Source organism: Verrucomicrobiia bacterium (assembly GCA_023953615.1).
Taxonomy (GTDB): Bacteria; Verrucomicrobiota; Verrucomicrobiia; order Limisphaerales; family JADLHS01; genus JADLHS01.
The window spans coordinates 1,467,699-1,481,581 of record JAMLJH010000001.1; the positions used below are offsets into that span (position 1 = coordinate 1,467,699).

12 protein-coding genes are annotated in these 13,883 nt (G+C 56.5%); 1 reads left to right on the forward strand and 11 read right to left on the reverse strand.

Annotated features, from left to right (window positions below):
- Positions 1–23: 23 nt before the first annotated feature.
- The 3 genes from M9920_06150 to M9920_06160 form a co-directional block, all read right to left on the reverse strand.
- Positions 24–2,825: an alkaline phosphatase family protein gene (locus M9920_06150; GenBank protein MCO5051866.1), complete on the reverse strand. Its 2,802-nt coding sequence runs from the start codon at positions 2,823–2,825 to the stop codon at positions 24–26.
- 74 nt (positions 2,826–2,899) lie between these two features.
- Positions 2,900–3,625 (reverse strand): PEP-CTERM sorting domain-containing protein, encoded by a 726-nt coding sequence (locus M9920_06155; protein MCO5051867.1) that lies wholly within the window; start codon positions 3,623–3,625, stop codon positions 2,900–2,902.
- Positions 3,626–3,824: 199 nt separating this feature from the next.
- On the reverse strand, positions 3,825–4,637 hold the full coding sequence (locus M9920_06160) for an FKBP-type peptidyl-prolyl cis-trans isomerase (protein ID MCO5051868.1): 813 nt from the start codon (positions 4,635–4,637) through the stop codon (positions 3,825–3,827).
- A gap of 223 nt (positions 4,638–4,860) precedes the next feature.
- Between M9920_06160 and M9920_06165 the strand changes: the two genes are divergently transcribed.
- A complete protein-coding gene (locus M9920_06165) occupies positions 4,861–5,712 on the forward strand; it encodes a rhomboid family intramembrane serine protease (GenBank protein MCO5051869.1) in 852 nt (283 codons plus the stop codon).
- Between the two features lie 2 nt (positions 5,713–5,714).
- Here the strand turns inward: M9920_06165 and M9920_06170 are convergent, their stop codons facing one another.
- The 8 genes from M9920_06170 to M9920_06205 all read right to left on the reverse strand — a co-directional run bounded on the left by M9920_06170 (position 5,715) and on the right by M9920_06205 (position 13,625).
- Positions 5,715–6,752, reverse strand: coding sequence for a ketoacyl-ACP synthase III (locus tag M9920_06170; GenBank protein ID MCO5051870.1), 1,038 nt, complete (start codon positions 6,750–6,752; stop codon positions 5,715–5,717).
- Entirely contained in the window at positions 6,749–7,783 is a 1,035-nt protein-coding gene (gene plsX, locus M9920_06175; protein ID MCO5051871.1) for a phosphate acyltransferase PlsX, read from the reverse strand. The genes M9920_06170 and plsX overlap by 4 nt, the downstream gene beginning before the upstream one ends.
- Positions 7,784–7,831: 48 nt before the next feature.
- A complete protein-coding gene (gene rpmF / locus M9920_06180; protein MCO5051872.1) occupies positions 7,832–8,020 on the reverse strand; it encodes a 50S ribosomal protein L32 in 189 nt (62 codons plus the stop codon).
- Positions 8,021–8,022: 2 nt separating this feature from the next.
- Entirely contained in the window at positions 8,023–8,514 is a 492-nt protein-coding gene (locus M9920_06185) for a YceD family protein (GenBank protein MCO5051873.1), read from the reverse strand.
- Between the two features lie 5 nt (positions 8,515–8,519).
- Positions 8,520–9,008 carry a pantetheine-phosphate adenylyltransferase gene (gene coaD, locus M9920_06190; GenBank protein ID MCO5051874.1) on the reverse strand — a complete coding sequence of 163 codons (489 nt, stop codon included), beginning with the start codon at positions 9,006–9,008 and terminating at the stop codon, positions 8,520–8,522.
- Positions 9,009–9,068: 60 nt separating this feature from the next.
- Complete coding sequence (locus M9920_06195; GenBank protein ID MCO5051875.1) at positions 9,069–11,327, reverse strand: adenylate/guanylate cyclase domain-containing protein; 2,259 nt, start codon at positions 11,325–11,327, stop codon at positions 9,069–9,071.
- 90 nt (positions 11,328–11,417) lie between these two features.
- Positions 11,418–12,251, reverse strand: coding sequence for a FecR domain-containing protein (locus M9920_06200; GenBank protein MCO5051876.1), 834 nt, complete (start codon positions 12,249–12,251; stop codon positions 11,418–11,420).
- Positions 12,252–12,656: 405 nt separating this feature from the next.
- Complete coding sequence (locus M9920_06205) at positions 12,657–13,625, reverse strand: pepsin/retropepsin-like aspartic protease family protein (protein ID MCO5051877.1); 969 nt, start codon at positions 13,623–13,625, stop codon at positions 12,657–12,659.
- Positions 13,626–13,883: the final 258 nt, after the last annotated feature.

Consider the following 13,883-nt stretch of genomic DNA (forward strand, 5'->3'; position numbering starts at 1 on the left):
AATTAAACCGACCCGACGCGCCCTCAATGGCGGCGTAATTCCGGACGCACTGCGGCTACCGCACGATCCCGGTCAAAGGGCGCGCCGAGAAATTCCGCCAACCCTCGGACGGCCACACCCACGTCCGCCAGCAGTTCGTCATAGTTCAAGGCCCACCAGCGGATTTCCGGGCGTTGATTCATTTGTTGTCGCAACAAGGTGAGTTGCCGTTGATACGTCTCGGCAAGTTGTTGCGCTTCCAACCGCGCACCGTGACGGCCTTGTCGGGTCAACATGGCCTGTTGCGAAGCGATGACGGCCTCCAGGTTGCGTTCCATGAAAACGATTTCGTAATGCTCATGGCGCGGCAGATGCGGAAGCAACTGCGCCACGACTTTGACCACCTTGCCGCGCGCCTGCGGCAGCCACGAGGCGTCCTGGGCCAGCGAAAGCACCGGAGCGAATTCGTAATACCCGAGCGCGTTGTCTGCGTCGGGGCGCCGCTGATCGTCGCTCAAAACCGCGCGGCCAGCCGCGGCCAGCATTTGCATCATCAACGAGGTCCCGCTGCGCGGCAGGCCCGAGACCACCGTTATGATTTGCTCGTGCCGTACGGGCGTGGGGAATGGTGGCGGGATTATTCCCCGCGCGGATTCCTTCCAGGTGATGTACGGAGCGGACGGAATCGTGTTGAATGGCGCGGCAGAATCCTGGCCGCCGTTGCGTTGGCGCTCGGTCAGCTCGTTGCGGAGTGATTGCGCGCGACCTTCGTGGGCAAAAGCGGCTTCAGGTCGCGACAAATGACGTCGGTATAACACCGCCAAGGTTTCGTGCGCGATCAAATGCCGCGGACTTTGCGCCACGGCGACCAGCAGTTCCGATTCAGCTTCCGCAAAGCGATGTTGCTCCAAAAGTGCGCGGCCCAACAACGCGTGAAGCGCAGGTTGAAAATATAACAAGCTTAGGGATTCGGTGGCAGCGGCGATGGCGCGATCAAATCTTCCCGCGCGGAAATGCAATTCCGCCAACTGCGCATGAGCCACGGGATTCTCGGTGTCCGCGAATAGAATCTGGTTCAGCAACGCTTCCGCCCTTTCGACGTCATCCAGCTCCATCAAAGCGTTGACGATTCGCGGCGTCCAGTTGGGATGATTAGACGCCATCGGCAGAAACTGGCTCAAGCGTTCGCGGGCTTCGGCGCGGCGTCCTTCCAGCAACGCCTGAGACAGTCTCAGCCATTCCAACAACAGGGGCGCGCCTTGCGCCAGCTCCCATCGTCGTCGTTCGGCAAGTTGCGTCCGCCGATCCTCGGTTTGCTCCTCCGAGGGGACCGCCTGTTGCGACTCCAGTTGGGCGATTTCGCTTTGAGCCTGGCGTTGATGTTGTTCCACGCGGTGAGCCAAAGTTTCAACGGCGGCGCGGCGGCGTTCCGTTTGCTGCAAGGCGGTGAGACAATCTATCAACAAAATGCCGAAGCGATGTTCCGCCGGCCAGCGCGTCCAAAGCTTTTCCGCCAGTGCGGCGGCGGTCGCGCAATGGTTTCCGTCGCGATACGATCGCGCCAGATTGTATTCCAGTTCGCGCACCCCCTCGGCCACCGTTTCCTGGATCCGGTCGGTGGGCGGCGCAATGTAGCCCAATTCCACGAGTTGCTGGAAAGCGGCCGCGGAAGCGGAAAAATCCAATTGGGTTTCTGGCGGATGCAACCCCGCGTCGCCCGGAACCGCATCCCAACTTTTAATGGGTTCGAGTTTGGGCGCGTGTTGGAAAATGGAGTGTAGAACCTTACCCTCCATGTCGCGTCCGGGCGGCAGTCCGAACAGCGACAACACCGTCGGACAAATATCCAACAGGCTTGCGCCATAAATCGTTTCGTTGCGACGCAATCCCGGTCCCCGCAGACCAAGGATGCCAAAGTGCCGATGCTCAATCGCCGGACCGGCTGGTTCAGCGGGGATGTATTCCGGACGTTGCGCGTCGGGATGAAAACCGTGATCGCTCATCAAGATCACGGTGGTTTGTTCATCCACCAATTCCAACAGGGCGCCCAACATCGCATCGTGGTAGCGGTAGGCGTTGTTGATAACCGTTTGATAAACGGCGAAATCAACTTCCGAAACCCCGGACAAACGCGGCGGATGATAGCGCATGAAACCGTGACCAAAATGATCCAGGCCACTGTAATAGAGCGCGGCGAAATCCCATTCCTGGGTTTCCAATAACTCGGTGCCCACGGCATGGACCGACATGGTCTCGGCAATGATTTTGCCCAGCATGTGCAGGCGTTTATCCTCCTTTTGATTGATGCGCTCGTAATCCGGCACGAACGGGCGCAAAAATTCGCCGGTTAATTCCATGGGATTGATCCGCAAATCGCTGAGGGTGCGGGCCAAGGATGGCGGATGAATTGTGCCAACCGGCAGCGGCAACATTTTCCCGGGCATACCTGAAGGCAGTGAAAAATGGTTTGAAACCATGACCCCATTGATCGGCTCCGCCGGATGCGAAGGCCACCAACCGACGACCAACGAACGGTATCCGTTTTGATTGAGGATATTCCAGAGCGCCTTGGTGCGGCGGGACAGGATTAAGATGGGCCGTACGCCGGAGCCATCCGGCAATGGTTCGATGAAACCGTGGATACCATGTTGATAAGCGCGTTTACCCGTCGCGATGGAGGTCCACAACATCGGACTGAGTACGGGATAAAGGGTGGCGATGTTTCCGCTCACGCCTTCGCGAAGCAGTCTGGCGAGATGAGGCATTTCACCAGCTTGCAACAACGGCCGGATGAGCTTCCAATCCGCCGCATCCCAGCCGATGAGTAAGACGCGCGGTTTGGACATGCGAGACAAAACAAAAACGGATTGGCTCTCAGTCCGGCCAATCCGTCGAAAAATCCATTATCCCAAGGTCGGCTTCAGACTGACGGCTTCGGCTTCCGATCTTGGCGCCACTTCCGCACGCCACGCGCGCCGAGCGCCATGGCTCCCAGAGCCAACAACGCGGTCGAGGTAGGTTCGGGAATCGCCTGCCCCATCGTGAGTTTGGCGCCGGTATCATCGTAAGCGTACCCCCAAACAGTCAACGTGGGGCCACCGGCGTTGTAACCCGCCATTGCCAGGCTGACTTCCGCCCAACCGTATCGCGCCGCGCCGCCTTGCGTACTGTCGTTGAAGGTCCAGGCATAATACTGGTGGTCAAAATTGCTTGTGGCGCTTTGTCCGCCGACATCATCCACCCACGCCACGGGTACGTTATAGAGTAACGCGGGGTTATCCCAGGCGGCCCCAAATGGTTTGGGAGTGGCCACATCGGCACCATTGAAACCGCCACCAGCTCCTCCACCCAAGTCGCCGGCCAAGACCAGCCGGATGTTGACGGTGTTGGACTGTGGCCCGACGTAGGTCTGTAAAGCCTCACGCCTAAAGCCGATATTGGCGTTTCCCGGAATAACAAATTGCAAACTCTCCTGTGCCGAGAAACCAATGGAATAGCCGCTCGGCCCAAGACTGGTGTAAATGATGTCGGCCTGACCCGCTTGCGGTAATGCCACCGCGCCCGCTGCCAATGCCAGCAAGGAAGTAAGCTTTGCCGCCTCCCGAGAACCCGGCGCAATCTGTTTTTCCAGTTTGGAATTTTGCATGATGAACTTGAATTTACGGCTTCCTATGCGTGGCAGTTTCCGCCGCCCGACCACTTTGTCAAGCGTCTTATTTAGGCGTAACGCCACAAAAGGAGCGGAATTTTACAGTTGGTCCCGACCGGCAAAGTCCGGCTGCGGATTAAATTCCACTGTCCGCTCAAATGCTCAACGACTCCACTGAGAAGCGGAATCAGTTCTGTCAGTTCTTTTTCTCCTTTTGAAGCTTTTCGACCTCTTCAGGTTTAATGGTCTCAATTTTGGCACCCTTCTTCATGTCTTCGAGCGACGGAACTTTAATGATGTCGCTGGTCAGAGGCGCAGCCGGAGCGGCTGGCGGTGGTGGCGGCGTGAAGGAAACCAACTCGACATCGAACAACAGCACGTTGTTCGGACCGATGTTGCGATTGCCGTGTTCGCCATAGGCCAAGTCTGCCGGGATGAAGAGTTGCCATTTGGCGCCCGGTTTCATGTGGGTCAGCGCCTCGGTCCAGCCTTTGATGACGCGGTTGGCCGGGAAGGTTGCCGTGCCGTTGGGCTGACGTTCCGAGCTGTCGAACTCCGTGCCATTGATCAGCGTGCCCCGATACTTGACGACGCAAGAATCCTCGGGTTTGGGCGAATCACCACTACCCTCGGCCAGCACCTTGTATTGCAAGCCACTCTCAAAAACTTTAACTCCAGATTTGGTTTTATTTTCGGCCAGAAAAGCTTCGCCCTCGGCCTTGTTCTTTTCGCCCAATACCGCGCGTCGTTCGGTTTGATATTTGCGAATGGTTTCAGAGATTTCCTGCGGGGTCAGCGCCGGTTTGTCGCCCAAGGCGTCTTTCATGCCCTGTTCAAACGCGGCGGCATCGTATTCCAAGTTGCTCTGTTTGAAATTTCCCCCGACGCTCAGGCCGATGGCGTAGTTGGCTTTCTCCTTTTCGTCCTTAAAAGTTTTGCCAGTGTCCGCTTGGGCGAAGGTCAAGCTTACTGCCGCGATCAACGCAAACGCAGGTAATCGAGTATTCATGTGGCGCAAATAATGAAAATTTAACGGTTAAAAGACAATACGAATTTGACGGTTGCGGATTTCGACCCGCAGATGCGAAAATTGTTCAAATCTCAGCAAAGATTTCCATCGTCACCGCTGAGACCGTTTATTTAACGCCACCCAGCCCATCAAATCAGTCTCGGCGGATGAAGGCGCATAAGAGATTTGAAAACCAGACGCCAGCCCTCTAGCTTGGCGGCGGATGCTGGATGATCGAGATTACATGCGCCCCGAGAGGACTTATGGCCGGGCGAGTCGTTGGCAAACGGCGACCGCCGCCATTTTAATCTTCAACGCCGCCATTTTCCTGACCGAATCAATCGCCGCGCGCGGGTTTCCGACCGAGTATCTCAGCCTGAGTTGGGTCGGGTTGCGGCACGGCTACCTATGGCAATTACTCACCTTTCAGTTCTTACACGCGGGTTTTTTGCATCTGGTGCTGAATTCCGTTGGCATTTTTTTCTTCGGGTTCGCGGTTGAGGAAGCGCTGGGCACAAAACGTTTCCTTTGGCTCTACTTGGCGAGCGGGGTGATTGGCGGATTGGTTCATGTAGCCGGCAGCCTCATTTTGCCGAGTCGGTTTGGCGTGATCATCCATGAGGGCTTGCGCCTTTACACGCCGGTGGTGGGAGCGTCGGCGGGTTTGTTTGGGTTGATCACCGCTTACGCAGTGATGTTTCCGCATCGGGATCTGACGGTTTTGTTGTTCTTTGTCATTCCGATCACCGTGAGTGCGCGGGTGTTGTTGTGGGTCAGTCTGGGGATCAGTCTGGTGGGGATTCTGATTGATAATGGGCGCGTGGCGCACGGCGCTCATGCCGGCGGTATTCTGGGCGGCTGGTTGATGTTGCGCTGGCTGACGCGCTCAAAGTCCAGGCGAAGGGAAGAGGTGGAAATCCCCTCGCCCAAACCCGCATCGAAGTCAGAACCGGAATTTTTCAGCGAGGAAGTGGACCCGATTCTTGAAAAGATTTCCCAGCATGGAATTCAGAGTTTGACCGCGCGCGAACGCAATGTTCTTGATGCGGCTCGGAAGCGCATGGAGCGCCGTTAAAGTCACCACTCGAGGACCACCGCGCCCCACGTCAGGCCCGCGCCAAAAACCACCAGCAACACCAGGTCGCCGCGTTGAAACCGGCCCGCACGCGCCGCCTCGTCCAGCGCAATTGCCACCGAAGCGGCGGAAGTGTTGCCGTAACGGTCCAGGTTGCAAAACAACTGTTCCGGCTTCGCTCCCAACCGTTCACCAACCGCATCCAAAATGCGGCGGTTCGCTTGGTGCGGGATGATGCATTTGATCTGCGCGATCTCCACCTGACAACGCCGCAGCGCTTCGGTGGCGGCGCTGATCATCGCTTGCACCGCGTGCTTGAACGTTTCCCGCCCCTCCATCCGCAGGAAGTGCAAACGCGACATGACGGATTGCGTCGTGGCCGGGCAACGGCTGCCGCCGCCGGGCATGTAAAGTAATTTTGACTTGTCCCCGTCCGCGCCCATGACGGTGGTCAATAATCCGCGCGCTCCGGGGCGATGTTGCAAAATGACCGCCCCCGCCCCATCCCCAAACAGCACGCAGGTGTTGCGGTCCTGCCAATCCACCACCGAGGACAACTTTTCCGCGCCAATGACCAGGATGGTGTCATACGTGCCGGAACGCACAAACTGTTGCCCAATTTCCAATCCGTAAATAAATCCGGAACACGCCGCTTCCAAATCAAAGGCGGCAGCGCGCGCCGCACCCAATTTTTGCTGAACCAGACAGGCGGTGGAGGGAAACACCATGTCCGGCGTGATCGTAGCGACGATGATGAGGTCCAGTTGATCTGCGGTGACGCCGGCCGCCGCCATGGCGCGCCGCGCGGCCTGGGTGGCCAGATCGGAAGTGAATTCATCCGGGGCCGCAATCCGACGCTCCTTGATGCCCGTTCGGCTCGTGATCCACTCATCCGAAGTCTCGACGATTTTTTCCAAATCGAGATTGGTGAGGACTTTGGCGGGCACGCAAGCGCCAGACCCGACGATGGAAACGCTCCGCCCCGGCGAAACGCTGCCGCTGGCCGGAGGTGCGGGTGAGGTGGAATCGGGAGAACTCATGTCAATGCGGAAGCGCGCGTCAGGGCGGCGATCTGTTGATTGGCTTGGTGAATGTCCGCAGCGATCATCTGTTTCAGGCCACGGCCGAATTCATCAGCGGCCACACGGACCGCACTGGCGAAGGCACGCTCGCGCGAAGAACCGTGAGCCTTGATGACAATGCCGTTGACGCCCAAGACCGCCGCGCCGCCGTAAACCTCGGGGTCCAAGCGCTTCTTCAAGGCGCTGAAGGCGCCGCGCGCCAACGCGCCACCGACCACGCGGACGGGATTGGCCTTAACCTCATTTTTGAGCAAGCGACTAAACGTCTTGCTCAAGCTCTCGCAGGTTTTGAGGACGATGTTCCCCGTGAAACCATCACAAACCACCACGTCCACTCCGTCGTTGAACAGATCAAACCCTTCACAGTAGCCGATAAAATTCAGATTAAGTTGGGCGCAGAAACGCGCGGCTTCCCGAGTCAATTCCGTGCCTTTACCCGCTTCCGTTCCGTTGCTGAGCACGCCCACTCGGGGGTTTTTTACGCCTAAAATTTCGCGCGCATAGATGCGGCCCATTACGGCAAATTGAGCCAGATGCGACGGCTCGGACACGGTGTTGGCGCCGCAATCGAGCATGATGAAATCCTGTGAAAGCGAGGGGAAACGGCAGGTAATGGCGGGACGCTCGACCCCTTCGATTCGACCCAGCTTCATCGAGCCGGCCACCAGCGCACCCGTATTGCCGGCGGAAATGATCGCGTCCGCCTTTTTATCCCGGACGAGTTCAATGGCGCGGACCAAGGAGGAATCTTTTTTCTTGCGGATGGCCTCAAGTGGCTTGTCTTTCATCGTCAACACCTCGGAGGCATGGACGATTTGGACGCGTGAATCCGTTAGGTGAACTTCCTGAAGTGCGGCGCGAATTGCCTCCTCCTGCCCGACCAGCATCAACTCGGTGATGCGTTCATCGGTATCGAGCGCGCGTTTGACACCTTTGATGGCGACCACGCACCCGTGGTCACCCCCCATGGCATCCAACGCAATTCGCATAGTGAAGGGACACGGCAACGCCCGGGCGGAGCCGCCGTACGCCCGTGGTTAGGCTCCGGTTTTCACCGTTACCACCTGGCGGCCTTTGTAGTATCCACACGCCGGACAAACGCGATGCGGCACGTAAGGCGCCGCGCATTGGGGGCAGGTGCTCAACTGCGGCAGCTTCAACACGCTGTTGTAGGCTCGTCGCATCCGCATGCGACTGGTTGACGGTTTACGCTTGGGAACACCCATAATTACTCTTTCCTAAATTTAACTTTGTCCAATATCGCCCAAGCCGATGCGGTTTTTTGATCGTCCGGGGACTTCTTTTTCGATCTACCATGAAGCGGTGGTTTGAGACCGCCACAATCCGGGTTGCACAACGGATGTTGCGGCAACTCAAGGAGAATATCTTCTCGCAAAAAGGGCGTCAAGTCCACGGTATCCCCATCTCGCGTCACTGCGTCTTCGCCGGTCAAGGGGATCAAACAGGACCAATCCGGCCAGTCCAGCTTGTGAATGAAGGGCTTCAGGCAACGCACGCATTGGCAATTCAGCGGCAACGATAAACGCCCGCGCACCAACAATCCGTCCGGCAACCCCTGGACCGCGATCCGAAACTTCAAGGGCTTTTGCAGCACGATCATTTCGTCGCGAGTATCAATGTCCAAATCCGCCACCGGCAGCTCGCCCGCGAGCCGCACGTCGTGTCGCTCCAAATGACGAAGATTGACCAACAACGGCATGGTTATCAGGCTTTTGCAGTTCCAAACTTGGCCAACAATGCCGCTTGGATGTGCGCGGGCACAAACGCGCTGACATCGCCACCCAAACGCGCGATCTCCTTCACCAGCCGGGAGCTGAGAAACGTGTAGGCGCCTTTGGGCATCATAAAAATCGTTTCAAAATTGTCATTCAACTTGCGATTCATAAGCGCCATCTGGAACTCGAATTCAAAGTCGGATACCGCCCGCAGTCCACGGATGACCGCTTGCGCATTCTGCTTTTCGACATAATTGGCCAATAAACCGTCCAACACATCGGTGGTGACGTTTGGAAGATCGGCCACCGAGCGTTGGATAAAAGTCCGCCGTTCCTCGCGCGTGAATAGCGGCGCTTTTTCCTCATTCTGCGCCACGGCGACGATGATACGGTCGAACAGACGCGCCGCCCGTTGGACCACGTCGAGGTGTCCGTTGGTAAAAGGGTCAAAACTGCCGGGATAAATCGCCGTCCGCATGTTCGCAGATTGAAGCAGGCGTTTCGGTTTGACGAGGAAGAAAACGGACCGGGGTGGCGATTACCACGGCACCTCAAAATTTCTCACAGGTTTCCGGAAGCCTTTCAAGCGAGCCGTTTCCAATTCGACACAGGTGGCCGCCAGTTTTGCGTCCGCTTCTTTCAAAGCTTGGTAAGTGCCTTCACCAATCACAATGCGGCCATGACCCGAGACCCCTTCCAAGCGGCTGGCCAGGTTCACTTCCCGGCCAAAAATTGTGTAATTCAAAATGTGCGCGTTGGAACCCATCAGCCCCACCGTGACCATCCCGGTGTTGATGCCCGTGCCCAGAGTCAAAACTGGCAAAAGTGGTTTGGGCGCGAGTCCGTTGGTGGCGCGGGACTGATTTTCCATTTCAATCCGCCGATTTTCTTCCTGGCGTTCAGTGTTGAATTTTTGGATGGCGCGTTGCGCCTCGATCGCGGCCCGCACGCAAATTGAAGCGTGATCCGGCTGCGCGGTGGGCGCTCCCCAAAACGCCATCACGCAGTCACCGATGTATTTATCCAATGTCCCATTGTGCGTCTTCACAATGTCGGCCACGATCGCCAGATAGGCATTGACCGTGTGCAGGATTTCCCGCGCCGATTCATTATGCACGGATTCCGCCTGCCTGACGTCCAAGCCGTGGCGCTGAATGTAGTCCACCGCAGCGGCCTCTTGTTTATCGGTCAGCTCGGTGAAGCCGCGAACGTCCGCGAACAGAACCGTCACCGCCACGCGTTCGCCGCTCAGGGACAGACTTTTCCGACCGAGTAATTCTTTGGTGACATTGGGCGACACCACCTTGGAAAAAATTCCTTTCACCCGCCGTTGCTCGCGCTGCTCAAACAAAGCCCGATAGGCAATTTGTAAGCCGTAATTTACGACGATCGCGCCGACCAAGGGTAAAAATAACGGCAGCCAGAGCCGTTGTTGAATGTAGAGCCCCAGCGAAATCAGTGCATAAGTCAACGCCAGGGCGAGGACGGCAAGCAGCCCGATCCCGATGCGCAAGCGCGTGGCGAAAACGGCGGTTAACCCACCCAACAAAATGATCAATACCACTTTTTGTCCTGCGGAGATCGGTTGGATGAAGCGCCCGGTGATGACCGAGTTGGCGACGTTCCAGTGTTTGCTGACCAACAGGGTGCTTTTGTCCAATGGAGTTGCTCCCAAATCAGTCAAGTCATTGCCAGCGGCACTCGATCCAACCACCACCAGTTTATTGCTCCAATTGACGAGACTCACCAATGGCGCCCCCAAGGCGCGCGCCCGTTGTTCGCGCAGCAACTCCTGGACGGGTCCGGAAGTGAGCCGCGGATCATCGGGTCGCAGCAACCAATCCACATAGAAATAGCCCTCGTGATCCACGGGAATAATCCTTTGCAAATGATCGGGGCCGTTCAGGGTGATGCGACCATGTTCCAGATCCACCAGGGCATTGGTGAGATCGAGTTTGAGATGCCAGGCGGCCAGTCGAATCCCCATGTGCCAGACGCGCTCCAGCGTGAATGCGGGAAACTTCTGACTGGTTTGATCAGGCGCGTCAGCAGGTGGCGTAATCGTAAAGTTATTGTCGTCGTCCAGAGGAATTTCCACCTGATCCTCGCGGGAGTCGTACAATGGGATAATTAGTTTTCGCCCCTCTGCTGCCGTCTCGACGCGCGCGTGGCGCAGGCTGATGCGTGAGTTGGGTTTGGTTTCCAACTCCCGCAACGCGGGATGCCAAGCGCGATGCAACGTAAAGGCACGGGCGCGACGTAAAATTCCATCTGCATCTTTGTCGGTGGAGATGTCGCCCAATCCGGCGGCGGCGCTGGTGAACAATTCAGGGGGCGTCAGGTTGGTGGTTGCGGCGAGGAGCACGTTGCCGGCACGCCGCATCTCCGTCGCAAAGTAATCGTCGGAATCCACGTAACTGCCATCCGCCATTCGCACGCCCTTGTGGTCTTCACGCCGTTCGCCGAACAGCACATCGAAAGCGATGGCTTCAGCGCCCTGCTGCTTCAGTTCATTGACGATCCGGCCATAAACCTGACGCGGCCAATAGAGTCCAAACCCATAACCCAACGATCCATTTTTAACCGTCTCGATGGTTTCATCATCAACTCTGGCAAATGCCAGATCGGGATAAACCGCCGCCGGAAAGCGCAGCGCCAACCGGGCGCGCCAGTCGTACGTCATGCACTCCTGGCGCTCAAAAAAATCCACTGACACACAGGCCAACAGACTGGTCAAAAGGAGGACTCCCGCTGTGATGAGCAGCGGGATCTGTTTGAAGCCGGAGAAGAGTTTCATTCGGGTGCAACCAAATGAAAAAACCAGAGCAACCTAACGCTGCTCTGGTTTGTAAAATGTTCCAACCGCGACGAGATCGGTTGATTTAGCTCAGGGCCGGGTTGGAGAGACAATGTCCGGTCCGTGATCATGATGCCCGTGACCGCTCCCGCCGCCACCGGGCAATCCGCCGGGGCCGCCTGAGGAGTAGCTGCACTGCTGCGCGATGGCCAGTATCGTATTGTTCAGGGCGGTGGAGATAAAGCTCAAGACTCCCGAAGAAATACTATATTGCTGCCCGGCACCAATGGGCTTGGTCACCACGTTGCCATTGGCATCAGCGTGGGCGGCCACAACGGAGCCTTGCAGACAGGCAATGTTACCATTGGCGCTGATCATGAAAATCGTGCCACGGATTCCGGCGACGCCATTTGGAATCTTCACTTCGTATCGGGAAGTAGCGGCCTGCTTTTTAACCGTTCCAAAAATGGAGCCGCGCTTCAAATCCAACAAAGTTTCAGTGACCGTATCCGCACCCGTATCCGAAGCGGATAGAGAGTCAAATACCAAGTAGCTATCATCCAGCACGCGGATGACATCCTGATCCGGAGCCGGCAGCAACCCGCCACCGCCGCCACTGGCGGACGAACTGGCGCTGTATGCCGCCACAGGTTTAACGACGACTGTGGCCGCTGTTTCTTCCTGGCTCAATACGATGTCCACATACGAGTCGGTGCTGGTTTGCACCACGGTACCGGAGCGCAGGATGGCGCCAACCTTGAGCGGCTGCCAAACTTTATTGCCAGTGGAATAACGGGCTAATCCTTTGATGCGAACCACCTTGCCGGTGCGTTGCTTGACGGTGTCCGCTTGACTGCCGGAAATCAAGGTCAGTGATAATACGGTTGCGGCCAGCCAAACGAGGGACTTGTTAATCGTTTTCATATATTTTTTTCTGGTTACCAGACGGCCTATTACCGCTTTAGTCTAAAAATAAGTGCCTGTCTGTCAACTGAATTTATAAATTAGTTTCCCGCAAATTTAAGGCCAGATTTCTGGCCCTGTTGCCAAGCTAATGGTTTCGCCGCGATTTGAAAGGCCAAAGTTGTAACACGAAATTCAACGGCACGATTGAATTTTTATACTTTGGGAGCAAAGGCACTGATTATTCGTGATCAAATTCGGCTCGTTGGCCGGGTTAATTTACGAAGATGTAGCGCCAAGTCTGGAAGTTCCTCCGGGAAAAATTGTCCTAAAATCTGGCGTAAACCGCCTATCGAACCCAAATCGAGATAGAATCGCCAGCCATCCAATCGTTGGAACATGAGGGAATTGCTCAAGCGGATTCGATTACGGAGACGATTTCAACCACAGTTTTAATTGGCCACAATCCAACCACGCTTCGGTTGTTAATAGTTCCGAGCCGCCCAAAATTCCTTCCACCGACGGAAAAAGTTTCGCTCTGACACCAAGCCCCCAGTCCGATAAATCTAAAACGGCGGCGGAGCATCCCTTCATTGGTACCGTTCCCAGCGACCAAGATGCCAAATCGGCAACGGCAAAACTTCGCTGGCCGCTGGCGCCAGGACCGAAAATCCGCTGAATAGATCTCGCGGATGAAAGCTTCGCCCGCCGCGCAAATTCGGAGTCGAGGCAACTCCACATGGCCCCGGAGTCAATGAGGAGCTGCGTATTGATTTCACGAATGGTCGCCACCGCAGTGAGTGCGGGTGGATGCTGCAACTGCACCGCAACGGCGGTGCGGCCAGTCGCGGACAGAGCCTCAGCGAGCGCGCGATTCTGAGCACCGCTTGAAGGCGGGCGGCGCAAGTAAAGCCGGGCGTTGCGAAAGTCCATAAGCGCTTGATGCGCCAATAAAAAATCGCAACCGAGCACAACCGCATATCCGGTTGACTGGCCGTTTATCTGGAGATCCACCATCCGAACTGGAACGCGACTCAAAACAAGGTCACCCACTTTAAGTTGCTCAATTTGGTTGGTGGACGTTAGTCGGGGTGCCAGCGAGCGCGAAATCGAGGTGTAGGCCCAACCCGTATCTATCAGGCAACTGCGACGTTGCCCCTCCACTTGTCCGAAGACAAACCAATGGTTCTGCCCCGTTCGACGCAAAACAACAGATTCATAACCTTGCGCGGCCAGCGTCGCTCTCAACTGGGCCGCCGGAGATTTTGCGGAGGCCGGCGACGTCAACAGCCCACATAGGATGATTAAAGGTAAAGCGATTGAACCCCTAAGCCACATTACGAAAATGGCGGGACAAATCCGGGCGTTTGTCGAGTTTCTTTTGCGCCAGTTCATGTCACGTTAGCAGTTGACGGTTCAGCCGACGGCGTCGGCCATGCCAAAGCGTAAAGTTAAACTCAGCCTCGTTAACTGATTTTTCTCGTTTCGCAGAAGCTCAGTAAAGAAGATGCTATCCTCGGTGCGGCCCAACACTTGAGGCCGTTCACTCCAGTTCAGCAAACTGATAAAGTTATGGGAATCGTACTGGCGTAAAACCACTGGACCAATCAACTCGCACGTCAATCCGCTGACTGAGTCGCGCCGAATTTCTGA

What these genes read in the sequence shown, in the direction of transcription:
- M9920_06185 (MCO5051873.1), bottom strand. Translation starts at nt 8,514, where the DNA reads ATGCCGTTGTTGGTCAATCTTCGTCATTTGGAGCGACACGACGTGCGG.
- M9920_06165 (MCO5051869.1), top strand. Translation starts at nt 4,861, where the DNA reads ATGCTGGATGATCGAGATTACATGCGCCCCGAGAGGACTTATGGCCGG.
- M9920_06155 (MCO5051867.1), bottom strand. Translation starts at nt 3,625, where the DNA reads ATGCAAAATTCCAAACTGGAAAAACAGATTGCGCCGGGTTCTCGGGAG.
- plsX (MCO5051871.1), bottom strand. Translation starts at nt 7,783, where the DNA reads ATGCGAATTGCGTTGGATGCCATGGGGGGTGACCACGGGTGCGTGGTC.
- M9920_06160 (MCO5051868.1), bottom strand. Translation starts at nt 4,637, where the DNA reads ATGAATACTCGATTACCTGCGTTTGCGTTGATCGCGGCAGTAAGCTTG.
- M9920_06200 (MCO5051876.1), bottom strand. Translation starts at nt 12,251, where the DNA reads ATGAAAACGATTAACAAGTCCCTCGTTTGGCTGGCCGCAACCGTATTA.
- M9920_06170 (MCO5051870.1), bottom strand. Translation starts at nt 6,752, where the DNA reads ATGAGTTCTCCCGATTCCACCTCACCCGCACCTCCGGCCAGCGGCAGC.
- M9920_06150 (MCO5051866.1), bottom strand. Translation starts at nt 2,825, where the DNA reads ATGTCCAAACCGCGCGTCTTACTCATCGGCTGGGATGCGGCGGATTGG.
- M9920_06205 (MCO5051877.1), bottom strand. Translation starts at nt 13,625, where the DNA reads ATGAACTGGCGCAAAAGAAACTCGACAAACGCCCGGATTTGTCCCGCC.
- rpmF (MCO5051872.1), bottom strand. Translation starts at nt 8,020, where the DNA reads ATGGGTGTTCCCAAGCGTAAACCGTCAACCAGTCGCATGCGGATGCGA.
- M9920_06195 (MCO5051875.1), bottom strand. Translation starts at nt 11,327, where the DNA reads ATGAAACTCTTCTCCGGCTTCAAACAGATCCCGCTGCTCATCACAGCG.
- coaD (MCO5051874.1), bottom strand. Translation starts at nt 9,008, where the DNA reads ATGCGGACGGCGATTTATCCCGGCAGTTTTGACCCTTTTACCAACGGA.